General features: G+C 41.1%; 23 protein-coding genes. 19 read left to right on the plus strand and 4 right to left on the minus strand.

The annotated features are described in order from the left end of the window. Positions 1 to 178 precede the first annotated feature (178 nt). The 11 genes from SporoP32a_RS16200 (at position 179) to SporoP32a_RS17540 (ending at position 8,920) form a co-directional block, all read left to right on the plus strand. Positions 179 to 3,772 (plus strand): dynamin family protein, encoded by a 3,594-nt coding sequence (locus SporoP32a_RS16200; protein ID WP_085428854.1) that lies wholly within the window; start codon positions 179 to 181, stop codon positions 3,770 to 3,772. Further along, positions 3,769 to 4,593, plus strand: a complete 825-nt coding sequence (locus SporoP32a_RS16205; protein ID WP_085428855.1) for a sulfurtransferase — start codon at positions 3,769 to 3,771, stop codon at positions 4,591 to 4,593. The genes SporoP32a_RS16200 and SporoP32a_RS16205 overlap by 4 nt, the downstream gene beginning before the upstream one ends. 6 nt (positions 4,594 to 4,599) lie before the next feature. Further along, positions 4,600 to 5,199: a metallophosphoesterase family protein gene (locus SporoP32a_RS16210; protein ID WP_085428856.1), complete on the plus strand. Its 600-nt coding sequence runs from the start codon at positions 4,600 to 4,602 to the stop codon at positions 5,197 to 5,199. 193 nt (positions 5,200 to 5,392) lie between these two features. Beyond that, positions 5,393 to 5,551 carry a hypothetical protein gene (locus SporoP32a_RS16960; RefSeq protein WP_157130003.1) on the plus strand — a complete coding sequence of 53 codons (159 nt, stop codon included), beginning with the start codon at positions 5,393 to 5,395 and terminating at the stop codon, positions 5,549 to 5,551. A 159-nt stretch (positions 5,552 to 5,710) separates the two neighbouring features. After that, positions 5,711 to 6,205 (plus strand): hypothetical protein, encoded by a 495-nt coding sequence (locus SporoP32a_RS16215; protein ID WP_085428857.1) that lies wholly within the window; start codon positions 5,711 to 5,713, stop codon positions 6,203 to 6,205. A 162-nt stretch (positions 6,206 to 6,367) separates the two neighbouring features. Further along, a complete protein-coding gene (locus SporoP32a_RS16220) occupies positions 6,368 to 6,778 on the plus strand; it encodes an ABC transporter permease (protein WP_085428858.1) in 411 nt (136 codons plus the stop codon). A 144-nt stretch (positions 6,779 to 6,922) separates the two neighbouring features. After that, positions 6,923 to 7,711 carry a glutathione-dependent disulfide-bond oxidoreductase gene (yghU, locus tag SporoP32a_RS16225; protein ID WP_085428859.1) on the plus strand — a complete coding sequence of 263 codons (789 nt, stop codon included), beginning with the start codon at positions 6,923 to 6,925 and terminating at the stop codon, positions 7,709 to 7,711. Positions 7,712 to 7,875: 164 nt separating this feature from the next. Then, positions 7,876 to 8,121: a hypothetical protein gene (locus SporoP32a_RS16230; RefSeq protein WP_085428860.1), complete on the plus strand. Its 246-nt coding sequence runs from the start codon at positions 7,876 to 7,878 to the stop codon at positions 8,119 to 8,121. A gap of 126 nt (positions 8,122 to 8,247) precedes the next feature. After that, positions 8,248 to 8,421, plus strand: a complete 174-nt coding sequence (locus tag SporoP32a_RS16235) for a Zn-dependent hydrolase (RefSeq protein ID WP_085428861.1) — start codon at positions 8,248 to 8,250, stop codon at positions 8,419 to 8,421. After that, entirely contained in the window at positions 8,408 to 8,722 is a 315-nt protein-coding gene (locus SporoP32a_RS16240; protein WP_085428862.1) for a hypothetical protein, read from the plus strand. The genes SporoP32a_RS16235 and SporoP32a_RS16240 overlap by 14 nt, the downstream gene beginning before the upstream one ends. A gap of 69 nt (positions 8,723 to 8,791) precedes the next feature. Continuing rightward, entirely contained in the window at positions 8,792 to 8,920 is a 129-nt protein-coding gene (locus SporoP32a_RS17540; protein WP_085428863.1) for a hypothetical protein, read from the plus strand. Between the two features lie 783 nt (positions 8,921 to 9,703). On the opposite strand, the gene SporoP32a_RS16255 is transcribed toward SporoP32a_RS17540, so the two are convergent. Beyond that, on the minus strand, positions 9,704 to 10,105 hold the full coding sequence (locus SporoP32a_RS16255; protein ID WP_085428865.1) for a reverse transcriptase-like protein: 402 nt from the start codon (positions 10,103 to 10,105) through the stop codon (positions 9,704 to 9,706). A 109-nt stretch (positions 10,106 to 10,214) separates the two neighbouring features. Here SporoP32a_RS16255 and SporoP32a_RS16260 point away from each other — a divergent pair, with 109 nt between their 5' ends. Further along, complete coding sequence (locus SporoP32a_RS16260; protein ID WP_029054626.1) at positions 10,215 to 10,412, plus strand: zinc-finger domain-containing protein; 198 nt, start codon at positions 10,215 to 10,217, stop codon at positions 10,410 to 10,412. A 76-nt stretch (positions 10,413 to 10,488) separates the two neighbouring features. Here SporoP32a_RS16260 and SporoP32a_RS16265 read toward each other — a convergent pair whose 3' ends face one another. After that, positions 10,489 to 10,701 carry a cold-shock protein gene (locus SporoP32a_RS16265; protein WP_085428866.1) on the minus strand — a complete coding sequence of 71 codons (213 nt, stop codon included), beginning with the start codon at positions 10,699 to 10,701 and terminating at the stop codon, positions 10,489 to 10,491. Between the two features lie 241 nt (positions 10,702 to 10,942). Between SporoP32a_RS16265 and SporoP32a_RS16270 the strand changes: the two genes are divergently transcribed. Further along, the gene (locus tag SporoP32a_RS16270) at positions 10,943 to 11,320 is read left to right on the plus strand and encodes a CidA/LrgA family holin-like protein (RefSeq protein WP_085428867.1); all 378 of its coding nucleotides are present in this window, start codon (positions 10,943 to 10,945) and stop codon (positions 11,318 to 11,320) included. Then, entirely contained in the window at positions 11,317 to 12,009 is a 693-nt protein-coding gene (locus SporoP32a_RS16275) for an LrgB family protein (RefSeq protein WP_085428868.1), read from the plus strand. Before SporoP32a_RS16270 ends, SporoP32a_RS16275 begins: the two co-directional genes overlap by 4 nt. Positions 12,010 to 12,022: 13 nt before the next feature. Here SporoP32a_RS16275 and SporoP32a_RS16280 read toward each other — a convergent pair whose 3' ends face one another. Further along, a complete protein-coding gene (locus SporoP32a_RS16280) occupies positions 12,023 to 12,562 on the minus strand; it encodes a transcription repressor NadR (RefSeq protein ID WP_085428869.1) in 540 nt (179 codons plus the stop codon). A 16-nt stretch (positions 12,563 to 12,578) separates the two neighbouring features. Continuing rightward, on the minus strand, positions 12,579 to 13,730 hold the full coding sequence (locus SporoP32a_RS16285) for an IscS subfamily cysteine desulfurase (protein ID WP_085428870.1): 1,152 nt from the start codon (positions 13,728 to 13,730) through the stop codon (positions 12,579 to 12,581). A gap of 110 nt (positions 13,731 to 13,840) precedes the next feature. Between SporoP32a_RS16285 and nadC the strand changes: the two genes are divergently transcribed. The 5 genes from nadC to SporoP32a_RS16310 all read left to right on the plus strand — a co-directional run bounded on the left by nadC (position 13,841) and on the right by SporoP32a_RS16310 (position 19,592). Then, positions 13,841 to 14,689, plus strand: coding sequence for a carboxylating nicotinate-nucleotide diphosphorylase (gene nadC, locus SporoP32a_RS16290; RefSeq protein ID WP_085428871.1), 849 nt, complete (start codon positions 13,841 to 13,843; stop codon positions 14,687 to 14,689). Between the two features lie 5 nt (positions 14,690 to 14,694). After that, complete coding sequence (gene nadA / locus SporoP32a_RS16295; RefSeq protein WP_085428872.1) at positions 14,695 to 15,804, plus strand: quinolinate synthase NadA; 1,110 nt, start codon at positions 14,695 to 14,697, stop codon at positions 15,802 to 15,804. Between the two features lie 333 nt (positions 15,805 to 16,137). After that, positions 16,138 to 17,229, plus strand: coding sequence for a glutamate 5-kinase (gene proB, locus SporoP32a_RS16300; protein WP_085428873.1), 1,092 nt, complete (start codon positions 16,138 to 16,140; stop codon positions 17,227 to 17,229). 19 nt (positions 17,230 to 17,248) lie between these two features. Further along, on the plus strand, positions 17,249 to 18,493 hold the full coding sequence (locus SporoP32a_RS16305) for a glutamate-5-semialdehyde dehydrogenase (protein ID WP_085429119.1): 1,245 nt from the start codon (positions 17,249 to 17,251) through the stop codon (positions 18,491 to 18,493). Between the two features lie 19 nt (positions 18,494 to 18,512). Next, entirely contained in the window at positions 18,513 to 19,592 is a 1,080-nt protein-coding gene (locus SporoP32a_RS16310; protein ID WP_085428874.1) for a branched-chain amino acid aminotransferase, read from the plus strand. Positions 19,593 to 19,682: the final 90 nt, after the last annotated feature.

Genomic DNA, 19,682 nt, shown 5'->3' on the forward strand with positions numbered 1-19,682 from the left:
AGATAGTCATACTGTCATGATTCCTTATGATTCTTCCTGTTTATCTATTTTTCGTTTTATAGCAAATGAGGTACTTATTGCTTTCGCCCTCTAAATAATCAATCTTCTAAAGTAACTATCTATTTTTTCACGCATTAATGGTATGATGAGATGAGTTTAAATTGAAAGGACGACGATTATGTCTACAAACCATGAATTTTTACAGCAAACTGCTACATATGGACAAATTTTCTCAAATAATGAAGACGATGAACGTAAAGCAAAAACGACGTTACTTGCTAATAAAATAATCGACAAAGAATATACGATTGCTTTTGCCGGACACTTTTCGGCAGGAAAATCTTCGACAATCAACGCATTGACAGGTGATGATCTTTTACCATCAAGCCCGATTCCGACAAGTGCGAACATTGTAAAGGTACATAAGGCGGATGAGGATTATGCCATTATCCACCGAGTAGACGGGAGTGCCATTAAATTCAGCGGCCATGGTTTCTCAGAAGGTGTCAAAGCCTACAGTAAGGACGGGGCTGAAGTTTCATTAGTTGAAATCGGCCATACACAATCCAATTTACCTGAAGGCATTACGGTAATGGATACACCGGGTGTTGACTCAACAGATGATGCCCATAGACTATCTACGGAGTCTTCATTGCACTTGGCAGATCTTGTATTTTATACGATGGACTATAACCACGTACAATCTGAAATGAATTTCCGTTTCACAAAAGAATTAATGCGTTATAACAGTAATGTGTACTTAATTATCAATCAGATCGATAAGCACCGTGACAGTGAATTATCATTCGACGAGTTCAAAAAGTCGGTGGAAGATTCATTCAAGCTATGGGGTGTAGAGCCAAAAGGGATTTTCTACACATCATTGAAGCAGCTGGATCATCCACATAATGATTTTGAAAAAGTCAAAGCGATCGTTGATGGTTCGATTGAACACCGTGAAGAAAATTTCGAACAGAATATCGAACAATCATTATTGAAATTAAAAGATGAGCATATGACATATCTTCAGCAACAAGTAGATGATTTGAAAGAGAACCATTCGGAAATCTTAAGCGAATCCGAGTGGGATCAGTTTGAAGAGCTAAATCAAGATCTAAAGGATGCGAAAAAACGTTTAGAACTAGTCTCAGGCGACGAATTCTATGTGAATTTCGAGAAAGAACGCAATGAATTATTATCGAACGCGGGACTTGCACCGTTTGAAACAAGAGAATTATTGAAAGGTCATTTGGAAGCAAAGTCACCGAAATTCAAAGTCGGCTTACTATTTGGCGCGAAAAAGACCGCAGAAGAGCGCGAAAGACGTCGTCAAAAGCTAGAGGATAATATTTCAGGTTTAGCTCACACACAAATCGAAATTTATATGAAGTCTTTGATGAAGAGTTCATTGAAACAAGCAGGAATTTTAACCGATGAGCGTTCACTTGCGATTGATAATATAGATCTGACACTGCCGTTTGACGAAGTCGATGAACAACTACATGTTCAAGAAGTGATTACAGGCGAAACTATTTTGAATTACGCAGAGCAAATGAAACGTGCCATTCATTTAGTATATAAACGTAAAACGGACAAGTGGAAACAAGAGATGTCCGTGATCGCGAAAGAATCCGGTGGCGAGCAATCAGGACCACTTGTTGAAACGATTGCGATGTTACAGGAAAAGGTAGATGCACTGAAAGAAATGAATAAATGGCTAGAACGTATGAAGTGGGTCGATAAAGAAATCGCCAATCCATCAGCGCCGACGCGTATGGGCCGTGATCAACTCATTGCTAAGTGGGAACAACCTAAAAAGATTGAAACGATCGAATATGTAGCGAAAGAAGAAGTGCAAGAAACGACTGCTGAAGAAGTAGAAGAAGTAGTCGAAGAACAACGTCAAGTGGTCGATTCGGAAAAAGCTATCATTCATGCACAGCACATCGCTAATTCAGTTGAAGCGATTCCTGGGTTTGCAGAAACGGCAGCGTATTTGATGACGAAAGCAGATCGCTTAAAAGGGCAAGAATTCACAGTCGCATTGTTTGGTGCATTCAGTGCAGGGAAATCTTCATTTTCTAACGCGTTGATTGGTGAGAAAGTGTTACCCGTTTCACCGAACCCGACAACCGCTGCGATCAACCGAATCCGCCCAGTGAGTGAAACGCACTTGCATAATACGGCAGATATCCACTTGAAAGATGTAGCAACGATGACAGAAGACGTAGCATTGTCATTCGGTGCGCTCGGTATCGATATTTCGTCACTTGAAGATGCCTTCAATAAAACGGATGCTGCGATGAAGCAACCACTTGAAGACGAGAATTTGCATATCCATAAGTCGTTCATCAGCGCATTCCAGAGAGGGTATCCACTCTATACGCCTGCTCTTGGTACGACGTTGACAGTAGAGCGTGAAGAATTCACGAAATTTGTTGCGCAAGAAGAACGTAGTTGTTTCGTCGATTCGATCGACTTCTTCTATGACTGTCCGTTAACTCGTCACGGTATTACGTTAGTAGATACACCGGGAGCGGATTCGATCAACGCGCGTCACACCGACGTAGCATTCGAATATATTCGTAATGCCGATGCGATTCTTTTCGTAACGTACTATAACCACGCATTCGCACGTGCCGACCGTGAATTCCTTATTCAGTTGGGCCGTGTAAAAGATGCGTTCGAACTTGATAAAATGTTCTTTATTGTCAACGCCATCGACCTTGCTTCGAATGAAGAAGAAGGCGAAGAAGTAAAAGGTTTCGTTGCGAATGAATTGCAGAAATTTGGAATCCGTAATCCACGAGTGCACGGTATTTCAAGCCTTGAAGCATTGGAAGGCAAGTTAACACAACAACCGAATCCATTAATGGTCGATTTCGAAGAGAAATTTTATTCATTCCTTGAGCATGATTTACGCGCGCAAGTTGTTCAAGCTCTAGAAGAAGAAACGACGAAAACAATTGATCGTCTAGCTTCGTTAATTGACAGAACGATTCAAAACCGTTCACGTAAAGCAGAAAGACTAGAGGAACTCGCGACTGCTGAAAAGGCAATTAAAGAGCGCTTCGAAAAGAGCGCAAGTGAGATTTTAGTGAAATCCACTCAAGATGAATTGAGTGAACTTGTCTACTATATTTTACAACGCGTCTTCTTGCGTTTCGGCGATTTCTTTAAAGAAGGCTATAGTCCGTCCACGTTCGCGAAGAACTCATCGGATAAAGCATTAAAAATCGCGTTGGCGGAAACAGTCAATATGGTAGGCTTTGACTTAACACAGGAATTAAAAGTAACGAATTTGCGTATTCTCCAGTACATGAAGAAACAATTGCTAGAACGTCAACGTATGGAAGTCCGTTCCTTGTCCGAAATGGATCAATCGATCGTGCCTTCACCATATGAGCCAAATGACAAAGACATGCTGTCATTTGAGACGCCGTATGAAGATCCTATGAAATATAGTGCAGTTAATAAATCATTTAAAAATCAAAAGTCGTTCTTTGAGCGCGGTGATCGTGATATCTTGAAAGCGAAGCTGGAAGAAATATTGAAAAAAGATGCGTCGAGCTATCTTGGTGATCAAAAAGAACGCATTGAGAAGTGGGCAGACTTATGGATTGACGATGAAGCAGAAGCATTACGCGTTCATTTATTGCAAGAAAGTTTAGTACAAATCGAATCGGAGCGTACATTGCTTGATGGTTCAGAGCAGCTAGAGCAATGGCAGAAAACGTATGAAAAAATCCGTCAAGAGGAGCTGGTTCAATGACACAAGTATTCGTATCTATTCACGATATAGAGACAAGTCATGCGAAATGGATCGATGCGCGCTTTTCATTGCAAGATGAAGAACGTGGCAAACTTGATTATCAAAAAGAACACGTAAAAGGCGCCGTTCATTGGGATTTAGCGGAAGATCTATCGGGCACATCAGTAGAAGGTGGACGTCATCCGTTGCCTTCTACTGAACAGTTGACTGAGCTATTCCGTAAAAGTGGACTGGAACGTACAGATGCAATTTTGATTTACGACGATGGTGGGAATCCTTTTGCAACACGTGCTTGGTGGATGTTGCAATATGGAGGATTCACGAATGTGCACGTCGTAACAGAAGGGTATGCTGAATTACGCGAAATCGTAGACGTAACAAGTGACTTTGTTACGCCTGCACGCTCAACAGTGGAACCGCAGTGGCAAGATCACCTATATGCAAGTAGAAGTGAAGTCGAAGAAGTGGTGGCGGGCAATCAAGCGTCACAACTTGTCGACGCACGTTCTGAAGTTCGCTATCGCGGAGAAAAAGAACCGCTCTACCATAAAGCTGGCCATATACCGACAGCTCGAAACTTTGATTGGGAACAATTAAAGCAAGATGGACAGTATGACGTGAAGCAAGCGAAAGAACAATTACAACAAGTTGTGTCACCTGAAGACGATGTCATCGTCTACTGTGGCAGTGGTGTAACGGCTTCCCCTTTATTCGCAGCACTTAAAGAACTGGACTATCCAAATGTAAAACTATATGTAGGTAGTTTCAGCGACTGGATTTCAAAAGACGACGCACCGATCGAAACCGCAATAAGGGGTTGAAACAAGATGCAATTCGCATTGCTCGGAGATATTCATTCATCAAAAGAAGATTTGCAAGCCGTACTGGCGCAAATTGCTAATGAAGCACCTGAAGCGACTCTTATTGGGACGGGTGATTTATACGAATGCACGGTCAGCAAAAAAGACCTTCATGGCCAGATTTATCCTACTGTCGAAGAAGTGATCAGACATCCGGATGGCATCGATGAGCTATTCATTTTTCCTTCAATTTACGGCAATCAAGAACAACGCATTCTGTTGCTGACTAAGCAAACAGAACCTAAACGGGACTTCTTGAACGACTTACCGGAGACTTTGAAGATAGATGAGGCAATCATCATCCATGGCCACCAATGGCCACATAACGAAGCGGCGGCGTGGCTTGCTGAGCATCTTCCAGAATCACGCGTAGTGTTTCACGGACATACCCATCGGTCAGGCATTACAAGCGATGGAAAACACATAGCGGTTAACTGGAACGAAGAGATGTCAGTGAGGGGTTCACGAACGGTTGTTAACGTAGGGGCTGTAGTGGGCTCTAGAGAATGGGTGTTGTATGATTCTGAAGAACAAACCGTTAGATTTATGAAAGTGTCACAACGCTAAATGGGTTTATGTCTAACCCGTTTAGTTGAGAAGTGAATAGTGAACTAGTAAGTGAAGCATCGCATTTTGCGGTGCTTTTTTATTTTTAAAATATATTTGGATATCTTTGGTATAATCGTATTGAAGTCCAAAGAGTTTTTGACGTTCAGTAAGCGTGTCATTTTGTAATGTACACTGTGAGGAGGAAGATCCAATGAAAGTAAGAGCGATTTTTATTGGCGATGTTAGATTTGATCAATGCCCAGCTTTTGAATTGAATACTGAAACGAACTATTTTGAAATGATAATTGACAAAGAGATTAAATATGAAAATATCCATACTGGAAGTTGGTTGCATTTATCTCAAGTTTAATCCATGGAAGACACGATGAACAAATTCTACTGTAACTATCAAGTTTTTCGGTCACCGATAAGAGAAGGGGCGATTGTATCTTGAGTAATCGTACTGGTGCTAAAATAAGGCCATTTTGTGAATATAGTACGTTCATCTACTAGATAATGGGGGGATAAAGTGAGAAAGAGCAAGAAGTACAAGTTGATTTTGTTATTAATCTTTCCTCTTGTAGTGAGTTTAATAAGCAACCTTTTATTAACTATTGGAGCTGATACGGATTCATATATTTTTTTATACATTACAACTTCAATTATATATATTTGGGGATTCGTTGCTATATTTTTTTGGTTTTATGTAGGAATACAATTTGGGAATAGCGAGACATCCGAAATGAAAAGCTTTTTATTAGGAAATAGTTTATGGATGATCTCATTGCTTTTATATATCTGGCAGTTTATTTTACTGGAGGATGAAAAAAGGAATCTTTTCATTGCTGGACTATCGCAGGATTATGCTCTTGGCTTTGTAGGTGTTAGTGCTAAAATTATAGGATTTTTCACTAATTCGATTGATGGCAATGCAGTTATAATGATTTCCTATTTAATTATGTTGTTAGTTTTTACAATAGGATTTTTGTTTGCTGCTAAAAACAGACAATTAAAATCAACTTAATTATATATTCAAATGCATCAGTGGATTAGTATGGCACATCAATCGGATCAATGATTTTGTGAGTGTTTATGTATAACTAAAGCGTGCCTTTTTTGAATGAAGATCTGCGCTTAGTATTGCAAAATCGGGCAATTTTGTTAGACAAAGGGAGGAGGTAAGCCCTTGTTAGGAGAACAGTTTTATACCCAAGTAAGAAAATCAAGAAATACATTCCTGATATTTGCAGCTTTAAACCTTCTCTTCCTATCGGGAATATCGTTTACGTTTGTAATTCCAGGTCAGAGAGGGTTTAGTTTGTTTTTTATGGTTTTGACATTAGTAATGTATTTCATTATAGCAAACATATTCGTAGGTTTATTTAAAGATAGAAAATGGTTTGTTTTTACGATTTGTATAATTTTAATCAGTGTTGGAATGGGTTGGCGTTTATGGCTTGAATGGGGAGAAGTTACTTTAGTTGAACATACGAGTCTGGCAGTTTATATAGGGTATCCAAGTATTAGTGCGATCATCCTGACAATGTTTTATATCATTAGCCATTCTATAGCTAGAAAACAGTCATCTTTTCATTGAGATTGTTGAAGAATTTTACGTAGTTACCTATTTCTAAGCAAAGTTTAAGATTCATAACGACAAGCTGATAGACTAAATATTAGGAATAATTTTGTACTGTTAGTATGATGGAATTACTAAATAAATAGTAGGAGGAGTGTTCAGATGACAAAATATGAATTATCAACCGTGTGGAAGTGGGAAGAAGAGAATTCAAATAGATGGGGAAATCGTCCGACAGCCGGTGAACGTTTTGAACAAAAACTACCGGTCGGAGAGGCACCGTTCCAACTCTATTCACTCGGAACACCGAACGGAATTAAAGTGACGATTATGCTGGAAGAATTAAAAGAGTTGGATGTCGATGGTGCAGATTATGATTTGTATGAAATCAATATTGGAGCCGAGGAACAATTTGGTTCGGATTTCGTCAAGGTCAATCCTAATTCTAAGATCCCAGCCTTAGTCGATCAAAGTCAAAGTCCGCGTTTGGAAATTTTTGAATCAGGATCGATTTTGCTTTACTTGGCTGAGAAATTCAATAAACTGATCCCGACAGATATACATGGACGGACAGAAACCCTTAATTGGCTCTTCTGGCAAATTGGGGCGGGTCCTTATGTTGGTGGAGGATTTGGTCACTTTTTCGCTTATGCGCCAGAGCCAATGAAATACCCAATTGATCGTTTTACTATGGAAACGAAACGTCAATTAGACTTACTAGATAAAGTATTAGCTCAGCGTTCTTATATTGCTGGCGACACTTATACCATTGCAGATATTGCGATCTGGTCTTGGTACGGACGTTTAGCTTTAGGAAAGTTGTATGAAGGCTCTTATGAATTTTTAAACATGGATGAATATACTCATCTATTGGAATGGTCTCATCGCATTGCGAAACGACCAGGCGTTCAAAGAGGCCTTGCAGCAGAGTACCAGTCGCTTGGGGAGTAATTTTTAAGAAACAATGTATTGAGGTTTTTTTACAATAGAATTGAAACCTTATATAGACATATCAAAGACAACGGAATAGTGGTTTATTTAACAATGGGTGCGATTCTTGTATAAGAGTTTTGCACCCAATCCCTATATTGGGCTATTTAAAGGAGCTCAAACGAATGGATTACAGCTACGAGGAATTTCTTGAAGATTTAGATGCAGGAAGAGAGATTCATTTTGTTTATAAAAATGAAAATTACTATATGGGTGCTGGAACAGGTAGATTTATGTTTTGGAAGTTCTATGATTCCGCAAGTGAAATTATAGGAGAAGACAGCAAGGATTTACTTCGAAAAGTTATTCTCGATGGGAAACAAATAAAAGAACTATGGAACTTACTAAAGATTGATAGTGTTTTTAGATAATGGGTTGTTCAACCAGCAATCGGATACGATCCCGTAAGAAGGATTGGGTCATACGTCTAATTAGTAATTACCCAATTAGAACTGTATAATATAAGGTAAGGTTATACTGATAAGGGGGTTGTTTATATGAAGGCATTGGATCTGGACTCAAAAGAATTTAAACGAGTGATGCATAATCTTCATCTCGAAAATTTAAATATTTCTTCTGATATGCAGGAAAAAGTCTTAGAACTCATAAATACAAAGACTTCAATTACCCCTACTTTAATTAAGGATATATTGCGGCATGGGAAAGTATAATGATGAAGAAAATGATGATTACCTAATAAGACACAATTTATTGGAGATTAATTCTCATAAAGAACTCGAAAGAGCAGAAGCATTGGCGTTTTCTCTTCGTGCAATAGCACTGGAACAAAACGATTTCATATTCGAATCATTTAGCTTGAAAAAGTTTCAAGAGTTGCATCATTATCTATTTCAAGATATTTACCCGTTTGCAGGGGACTTTAGAGATGTTCAACTCATGAAAGGTGCTACTCGTTTCTGTCAAGTTCAATTCTTGAATAGCTATGCAAGTGACTTGTTTATGGAGTTATAAGAGGAACCTCATTGGAATTCACTGAATGAAGCTGCGGATCGTTTAGCTTACTGTAAAGCAGAATTAAATATGTTGCATCCTCTTCGTGAAGGGAATGGGAGAACTATCCGGATTTTCCTACATGCTATGATTCAATCTGTCACTGATTTAAAGTCCATAAGAGAAGTGTTCTTGGAAACGATTCAATACGTTGAATAATATAATGGGTACTGATCTCTCACACAGATTAGTGCCCATATTTCATAGGAGAAGTATACGACCAAGCATAATTTTTAAATAACACATTATACAGCTTTTCCGAAATAGATCGCTTAGATTTAAAAAATCAAGTGGCTGAAGCTTTTGGGGAATGAATCAATCGACTAGAGTGGAAGGTAATGGATACGAATAGTATGAAGATCATTTATTGAACCTAATCAAATTCTCGGCAATGGGATATCGCGTGTAATAAGGTTGATATGTGGAATAAAAAACATGTAACGGGCTATCCTCTTGTCGAGAATTAGGAGGTCATACACTTGCAAAATACACAGAGAGTAGGCATGATTTCTTTTATTAGTCTACTTATAGGACTGACTTTTCTTTGCCTGTTTATTTTTTCGGGTAGATTATTCATTACAATGCCACTTGGTTTTATCCTTCTTGTATTCTCATTCGTTTTATCCTTGTTTAGCAGAAAAGACAAATTCGGGAGAGTATCACTTTACGCTTTCCCAATAATTATAGTCATCTACTTATTGTTCTTCGTAGTGATGTATTTATTTTGGCATACACCATAACGCACTCACTTAGTTGATCGAAACGAGGGACGGGGTTCTCCGCCTGTAAGATACACGTCCGGCTACAGCGACAAGTCACAACCACTTAACCTCGTGCAAAAAAGGTCGTCATGAAGCACGACCTTTTCCGAATAAAAATAGAACAGTAGCAGTACACTCTTTTAGTGACGGTTATAATAGCCAATAAAACAGTTCGCTCAGGCTATTCCTTTTGCTTCTTCTGCATCAAAATCGCTTGCCGAGCAAGTGTATCTGCCGTCTTGTTTGTGCTGTCGGCAATCCACTTTATAAAGAAAAAGTCAAACGTCTCCGCCAGTCGCAACGCCTGTTTCAGATAAGGTGCATACTGCTCGTTCTTCACAAACTCCTTCTCCATCGACTGCACGACTACCGTCGAATCAGACCTCACCGACACCATACCTGTTGTCAGCTTAGACGCCTCCTCAAGACCTCTTACAAGCGCTTGAAATTCCGCGTGATGATTATTCGTTGGCTCAATCGGCTCACTAATCCGCACATCCTGTCCTTCTCCTTTTATATACACACCAATTCCGCTCAACCCAGGATTCCCTGCGCTAGCACCATCTATGTACACTTCCAACATGAAATTTATCGCTCCGATCTGGTAATGAATTGTAAAAAACGTAGAAACACTTGCAACATCCCGTCAGTCAACTTAAAATAGAAGGAAGAAAGGTGGGAGTTCTTTTCTAATGGATAAAGTAGTTGTCATGAAAGAAATTAATCAATTGCTCGATATATATTGTGAAGGTTGTTACGTCAAAAAACAACTAACAAACGAACGCGGTAAAACAGGCGCTCACCAATTTTGTATTTCCGACTGTACCGTAGGAGACCAACTGCAATTCCTTGGAAGAGAAATCAACAAGATCAGTACGGCCTCCAAATAAATAATGAAAAAGCATCCCGCAACTGCGTGGATGCTTTGTTTATGTTATAAATTCAGCTGTTTGCGCCGAGATGAGGTTACACTTCATCCTCAAGAGTCGATACGTTAGCCGCCTGTGGACCACGATTTCCTTCAATTACTTCAAAAGAAACTGTTTGACCTTCAGTCAGTGTCTTAAATCCATCGGTTGCAATTCCTGTGAAATGTACAAATATATCTTCACCATCGTCTGCTTCGATAAATCCATATCCTTTGTCACTGCTGAACCACTTCACTTTACCTTGGTGCATAATAATTCCTCCTCGGCAATTAGAAATCCATCTCCACACGTAACGTGTAAGTCTATTACTGCAAACTTAACCAATACGGCTTCTTACACTATACATGAGTAGGACAACAGTGTCAACGGTAAGTAGAATATTCAGATTACTATTTACTAATAATGAGGAAAGTATTGGTTTTTATCTGACTATTCCCTATAATGAGGAAGTATTCATTTTATTTATAAGAATTATGTAAGGAAGTGTTGAAGTGAAAATTGTCATCGCACTTTTGCAAGTAGGATTTTTATACATACTATTTCTAGCAGGAGAGTTTTTACGTGCGAAACTATCTATTCCTTTGCCAGGAAGCATTATTGGTTTGCTGTTGTTGTGGGCGTTGTTATCGATCAAAGTCGTCCCGCTTCGCTGGGTAGAAAAAGGGGCGTATGTATTTCTATCGACTTTGCCGCTTTATCTGATTCCGGCTACGGTTGGTGTCATGGATTATGGCCATGTGTTCGCCGGCAAAGGTAGCTTACTGATCGTTATCACAATCGGCAGTACATTCATCACGATGGTCGTCGCTAGTTTAGTTAGCCAATCTATGGCCAAGCGTCAAGTGAAAGAGGAGGGGACTCTTTCATGAATACACTAGCACTTGCCTTCACGATGATAATGTTGACAGTTATGCTGTACTTTTTGATGAACGCTGTCTACGTTAGGCTGCGTTCGCCATTTCTAGTACCTATTCTAACAGCGACTATTGCAGTTATCGTCGTGTTATCGTTATTCAATGTTTCCTACGAAACGTATATGGTAGGGGGTAAGTGGATCGATGCATTGCTTGGTCCCGCCATTGTCTCACTTTGTATTCCACTTTATAAGCAACGGGATATCATTAAGAAAAACCTGTTGCCGATCTTCGGTGGCGTTGTCGTGGGAGGAATTGTCGGGATGTTGACTGGTGTCTTAGCAGCGCGACTTGTTGGATTTTCGAATGATCTGTTAGCGAGCATCTTGCCGAAGTCCATTACTTCTCCCATTGCCATGCAAATAGCAGAAGAGCTTGGTGGCATTCCTTCGCTAGCGACGGTATTGGTCATTATCGCCGGACTCGCTGGAATCCTCATGGGTCCATGGATCAATCGCTGGTTCAAGATTGATACAGCGATTGGCCAGGGCATTGGTCTCGGAGTGGGGGCGCATGCGATCGGAACTTCTAAAGCGCTCGAATACGGAGAACAAACAGCTTCTATGAGTTCGGTAGCGATGACACTATCTGCGATTATCGGTGCGCTAGCTGGTCCGTTATTCGGTATTTGGTTATTTCCATAGAAAAGCGAGATTCCTATTCAACTAGGAATCCCGCTTTTTTTAATGCTTCTTCTGCATCATGTAATTGTTCTTGTTTAGGAGCAGAAATAGCATGCAAGTGAATCCCACTATCGTCTAAATTTAATAAATAAGTGGCTTGCGCTTGCTCGATCTGTTCTATAAACGCTTTTACTTCTTGCCTGTTGGACACCATGATCGATGCACGTACATCGCCGTACACAGGGTGTTCTACACGGACGTCTTTCACCGTCACGCCATGATCGACTAAAATGTTTAGCTCCTCTGCGGTTTGTTCAGGAGCGTGTTTGCAGACAATGATTTTTTCAATAGCACGCACCCTTTCGTTTGCCCGAGTGTATAAATACCCTTGATTCGTTGCCATAATAGGTTCGTTTTTTGCTTTTAAAAGATTAATATCACTGACGATGACTTGTCTGCTGACATTCGTCAAATCTCCGAGCTCTCCACCTGTTACAGGATGATTTGCTTCTTGTAGCGTCCGTAGTATTAAATCACGACGCTGTTCACCTAACACTTTTGATTTATGTCGCAAAGTTCTCACCTGCTATCTATATAATATCTAAGAGAATGCCTTTAGTTTGAGTTGAAACGGCGACCTCAAGCAATACGTTTGCTAGCTCCGTAACATTTTCACTAGTCGATGTCTTTCCAAATGAAACTCGAACGAGCCCTTTCGCCAAATGTGCAGGTATCTTCATCGCACTCATCGTCGTGGAAGATTGTTGTTGACCTACTTGGCATGCGCTACCTGTCGACACTGCAAATCCTCTTCTATTTAATTCTAACATAATGAGCTGTCCTTCCGAGTGTTTGACGCATAGTCCGACGATTTGTGGAAGCTGTTCCGATTGCTGCTGGCTACCGTAAATAGTAAATAGCTCTTTATGTTCATTCAATTTATTAAGAAAAACAGAGCGCAATTCCACGTAATCTACTTCACTCGGATCTACCAGTTCGGCTGCTGTTACGAATGAAGCGATGCCTGGCACATTCACTGTTCCTCCCCGAAAACCCTTCTCTTGTGTAGCGCCTGGAAATAGAGGAACGACGCGAATGCGTGGATCAATATACACGGCACCGACACCTTTTGGTCCGTACACTTTATGGCTAGAAATCGAGAAGCTATCTACGAATGGACTGATGTCGCGTATGGATAGCTTGCCAAAAGATTGGACACAGTCGCTATGTAAATAAATTCCTTTAGGCTTCACCAGTTCAGATATCGCATGAATCGGTTGAATAGTGCCGATTTCCGGGTTGCAATGCTGAATGGATACTACAGTCGTGTCTTCAGTAATCGCTTCTTCAAGTGCACGTAGATCGACTATGCCATTGGCTGTGAAAGGTATGAGTGAAATTCGAAAGTCTTGTCCTTCAAGATAGGCTGCTGCTGAATGAAGGGAAGGATGTTCTGCCGCTGAAAGAATGATATGTTGACCTTTTTTCTTGGCAGACTGTGCTAGCGATAATAAAGCGAGAGCGTTACTTTCTGTTCCACCTGAAGTGAAATACAATCCTTCAGGACGGACACCGAGCATTTTCGATAAATTGTTTCTGCTGTATGCTAATATGTTTTGCGCAGCACCTCCTTCGTCATGGAGACTCGTCGTGTTGCCGAAATGTTGCTGTGAGACAGACACGAATACCGAAGCGGCTTCCTCACGAAGAGGGGTAGTTGCAGCGTAATCAAAGTAATGCATAGAAAAGACCTCCTGCAATAAATAATATATTCATCTTGTCATATATCCGCGTGTATGTAAAGATAGATGTAAAGACACCCAAGAATAAATAAAGGTGGTAAGAAAAACAGATGAATACACTCAAATTGAGATCCATGTTAGAGCAGTTTTTCATAGAGGACGTAGGGGATGGGGATCTATCCGCAAATACATTATTTCCAGCTGATGTAATGGGTGAAATGCAAATTATCGCCAAAACGCCAGGCATATTTTGCGGTTCCGATATCATGACAACAGGTTTTCAACTCATGAATCCTTCTATTAAAGTGACGTGCCTCCTACAAGACGGTGAAAGAATGGAAGAGAAGCAAATACTTGCTCGTGTTAGAGGACCGGTTAGAAGTCTATTGACGGCGGAGCGCGTAGTACTAAATTGCATCCAGCGAATGAGCGCGATTGCAACGAAAACTGCGGATCTAACTGCATTATTGTCCGGAACAAACACGAGAGTTTGTGATACGCGAAAAACTGCTCCTGGACTTCGTATGCTAGATAAATATGCAGTTCGAACCGGTGGCGGATTTAATCATCGCAACGGTTTATACGATGCAGTGATGCTAAAAGATAATCACTTGGCATATGCAGGTTCTATTACACAAGCCGTGCAACTACTTAGATCACAGTTAGGTCATACGGTAAAAATAGAAGTAGAAATAGAATCGCTAGCACAGCTACAAGAAGCTATTGAAGCCAATGTGGATATTATTATGTTTGATAACCGCACACCGAAAGAAATTACGGACTGGTTACCACTCGTACCTCCACATATCGTAACCGAAGCTTCAGGCATGATTACAGAAGAAACGATTGCTTCTTACGGCAAGACAGGAATTGATTACATATCGGTTGGCGCGCTGACGCATTCCGTTATTGCAGCGGATATTAGCGCAACTATACAACTTACACCACAGGAGGACTGAAGAATATGTCGATGATGGATCTTGTAAAAGAACAAGCAAATGCTATGTTGCCTGAACGGTATAAACACTACACAGTGACTGAAATGGAAGAAAAAATTCGCTCGATTAAGCAGACGTTAGGAACTAAATTATTTATCCCTGGCCACCACTACCAGAAAAATGAAGTGATTCAATTTGCGGATGCGACAGGAGATTCTTTACAATTAGCACAAATTTGCGCAGCGAACGAGGAAGCAGAACATATTGTGTTTTGTGGGGTACACTTCATGGCAGAAACTGCAGATATTTTAACGACGGAAAATCAACACGTCTATTTACCCGATATGCGTGCGGGTTGTTCAATGGCAGACATGGCAGACATTTACCAGACGGAAAGAGCATGGACAGACTTGCAAAGGCGTTTTGGAGATACGATTCTTCCATTGACATACGTAAATTCGACGGCAGCGATCAAAGCGTTCGTCGGTCGTCATGGTGGTGCGACGGTGACTTCGTCAAACGCCAAAGAAATCGTCCAATGGGCTTTCACTCAGAAAAAGCGGATACTATTTTTACCTGACCAACATCTAGGGCGTAACACTGCATACGGACTTGGCGTGCCACTCGATCATATGGCGGTCTGGAATCCCATTACAGATACACTAGAATACGCTGGTGAAGACGAAGAGTGTCAAGTGATTTTATGGAAAGGACATTGCTCCGTTCATGAAAACTTCACGGTAGAAAATATTCGTCAGTTACGTGAAAATGATCCCGGGCGCCGAATTATCGTTCATCCCGAGTGTTCACATGAAGTCGTAATGAAGTCCGATGACGACGGTTCCACAAAGTATATCATTGATCAAATTCAAGCCGCCGCTCCTGGAACGAAATGGGCGATCGGCACGGAAATGAATTTAGTCAACCGGTTGATAGAAAATCACCCTGATCAAGATATCATTTCATTAAATCCGTTAATGTGTCCTTGTTTGACAATGAACCGTATCGATCTACCGCATTTATTATGGAGTCTTGAAAGTATTGTGGAAGGGAAAGAGCAAAACATCATCAAAGTCGATGCAACGACATCTGCAGATGCGATAGATGCGCTAGACCGTATGCTACAGCGAAAGTAACGTAGCAGTGCTTGACAATTACTCTGAATATTGTATGATTGGGGAAATGATATGGAACGTTGAAGAAGGACCAGTAGATAAATAGCATGTGTTAGAGAGCGGAATCCATCGGCTGGAAGTTTCCGTCGCAATGCCTTGTCGAACCTGCCTTTTGAGTCCTGTGAAAATACAGGCGCGCACCTTGGCGTTAGAAGGAAAGCGGGATTCGTGAAAATGAATCCAATGATGGTGGCACCGCGGAAGTTACGTCCTTTCGTCCTGATTATATCGGGACGATTGGGCTTTTTTATTGTATAAAAGTAGATGATATGTAGAAATGGTAGGCGAATCCATATGAAAAGACAACGAATCGTTGTGAAAATCGGTAGCAGTTCGTTAACAAATGATCATGGAGAAATCGATCAAGTAAAATTCAATGATCATGTCGATGCGTTGGCGATGTTGAAAAACATTGGGCATGAAGTCATTGTTGTCTCGTCAGGAGCGGTGGCGGCGGGTTTTGCGCGTCTCGGCTATTCCTCCCGTCCACAGACGATTAAAGGTAAACAAGCTGCTGCGGCAGTAGGTCAGAGCTTATTAATTCAGTCCTATATTGAAAGGTTTAGTGCACATAAAGTCATACCGGCACAGATTTTATTGACGCGCCATGACTTTGCGGATCGTGATCGATACCGCAACGCATTTGCGGCAATGTCTGAATTGCTTGATCGCGGTATTATGCCGATCATTAATGAAAATGATACCGTATCCATCGATGAATTGACGTTTGGTGATAATGATATGCTATCCGCATTAGTCAGTGGTTTCCTACATGCGGACCAATTGATTATTTTAACCGATGTCAACGGGATCTACACAAGCAATCCGCGAACAGACCCAGACGCTGTACGATTGACTAAGTTGGATGAAATTTCAGATGAATTGCTCGGTGGCGCGGATGATACAGGCTCGAAAGTCGGTACGGGTGGTATGCGTTCGAAGCTACTAGCTGCAAGAACGGCTCACACATTAGGCGTGCCGCTTTTCATCGGAACAGGACATGGTCCATCAAAATTGCTGGATATTTTAAAAGGTCATGGAGACGGCACATATATTTCTAGCCCCGTTGCCAACACAATCAATACAAACCGCCAATGGATTGCCCTTCATTCCGAATCTACTGGACGTCTATACGTCGATCAAGGCGCCGAAGAAGCAATTGTGCATAATGGGCGCAGTTTATTACCAGCAGGTGTCTTTAAAGTGCAAGGTGACTTTGAGATTGGCCAAGTAGTAGAAGTGTTCGGTTTAAATGGTTTAATCGGTAAAGGGGAAGTCACGTATTCGTCTGAACAACTAAAACAAACGATTTCCAATAAAGATCAACTGGAAGAATTCAAGCCTATGCTAGAAGTCATTCACCGTGACCGCTGGGTACAAGTGTAATCAAAGGGGAGAATAGATGATGAGTGAGATTAGAAATAAAGGAAAAGCTGCAAAAGAAGCAAGTGTTTTATTGAACGTGGCAACGACTGAAGAGAAAAATCAGGCATTGCAATTGATTGCCGATCAACTATTGCAAGAACAAGATCAATTACTCGCTGAGAATAAAAAAGATATTGAAGAAGGCCGCGAAAAAGGAATCGAATCAGCAGTTCTTGACCGTATTTTATTGACGCCTGAGCGCATTGAAGCTATGGCGGAAGGTGTTCGTCTATTAGTTGATCTTAAAGATCCGATTGGGGAAACACTGGAAGAAATCCAAAAGGAAAACGGCTTACATATTGTCAAGAAGCGCGTGCCAATCGGTGTCATCGCCATGATATATGAAGCGCGTCCGAATGTGACGATTGATGCGGCATCCCTAGCATTAAAAACAGGAAACGCGGTCGTCTTGCGCGGAAGCTCTTCTGCTAAACATTCCAATTTAGCACTATGGCGTGTCATTCAACGCGGGCTTGAAAAAAGTTTATTGCCAGTGGATTCTGTTCAATTAATTGAAGATACAAGCCGAGAAACGGCGAAAGAATTGTTCACACTCAATGACTATTTAGATGTTTTGATCCCTCGTGGCGGTGCCAAATTGATTCAGACTGTCATTCGAGAATCTACAGTACCCGTAATCGAAACGGGTGCCGGGAATTGCCATGTATTTATTGACGAATCCGCTGACGAGAAAATGGCCATCGATATAGTCGTTAATGCCAAGACGCAACGTCCTTCGGTTTGTAACGCGATCGAAACGGTTTTGATTGATTCCAACTGGTTGACGCAACATGGGAAGAGTTTGATCAAAGCATTACAGGACCAAGATGTTCAAATACAAGGTGACGATCAGCTACAGGCATTTGACTCAACTATCGAAGCGGTTGAACAAAATGATTGGTCAAGTGAATACTTGGACTTGACAGTACGCGTCAAGAGCGTGGAAAATGTACAGCAAGCACTTGATCATATTGCCACATATAGCACGAAGCATTCGGAGTGCATTATTACACAAACGGATGCACATGCCGAGCAGTTTTTGAATAGCGTAGATGCGGCAGCTGTTTATGTGAATGCCTCCACTCGCTTTACGGATGGTTTTGAGTTCGGTTATGGTGCAGAAATCGGTATAAGTACACAAAAACTTCATGCAAGAGGACCGATGGGATTAGAAGCGTTGACTTCTTCCAAATTTGTGATTCGAGGGACCGGACAAATTAGATAATATGTAGGAGGGTTTATTTATGTCAACTGAAAAAAACATTTTACACTATGAAACGACCGCACCAAAAGACAAGCCGGCAGCAGATGATCCACTTGCTTTCGGAACAATTTTTACTGATCATATGTTTGTGATGGATTATACAGATGGAACGGGATGGCATGATCCACGTATTGAGCCGTACAAGCCGTTTCTACTGGACCCAGCCGCTATCGTCTTGCATTATGGACAAACTGTTTTCGAAGGATTGAAAGCCTATTTGAATGAAGACAAAGAAGTAGTTTTATTCCGTCCAGAGGAAAACATGAAACGTCTGAACCGTTCAAATGATAGATTATGCATGCCGATGTTCGACGAGAAATTTGTGTTAAGTGCACTGAAAGAGTTAATTTCTCTTGATAAAGACTGGATTCCGGACAGACCAGGAACATCACTTTACGTGCGACCATTCATTTTCGCGACACAGCCGTATTTAGGAGTAGCACCTTCTAAAACGTATCGTCTCATGATTATTTTATCTCCAGTAGGACCGTATTATAAAGAAGGAGTCAATCCTGTTAAAATTGCCGTGGAGTCACAGTATGTTCGTGCGGCAGTAGGTGGTACAGGCTCTGCGAAAACGGCTGGTAACTATGCGGGCGCGATGAAAGCGCAGGAAGTGGCGGAAGCAGAAGGATATTCGCAAGTGCTATGGCTAGATGCGAAAGAACATCGCTATATCGAAGAAGTAGGAGCGATGAACGTATTCTTCAAGATCGATGGCGAAATCATTACACCAAGCCTTAACGGTAGTATTTTAGAAGGTATTACGCGTAAGTCAGTTATCGAATTATTGATAGATTGGGATATCCCAGTAACAGAACGCAAAGTGTCGATCGAGGAAATTATGGAAGCTAATCGAGCAGGCACATTGGAAGAAGCATTCGGTACAGGAACGGCCGCTGTTATTTCTCCAATAGGTGAACTGTTCTTTGAAGGGGAAAAATGCGAGATCAATCATAATGAAATCGGTGAGCTTTCATTGAAGTTATACGAGACGATTACAGGCATTCAGACAGGCAAAGTGGAAGATCCGTTTAACTGGGTCGTGCCAGTAGACTAAGTTTCCTCACAAATAAGGTGGAATGGTCCGTGACAACTGCGTTGCTGTGAAGTACACTGTTAATAGTTTTGATTGAAGGGGAGTTTCCTG

It is taken from the genome of Sporosarcina ureae, assembly GCF_002109325.1.
Taxonomy (GTDB): domain Bacteria; phylum Bacillota; class Bacilli; order Bacillales_A; family Planococcaceae; genus Sporosarcina; species Sporosarcina ureae_C.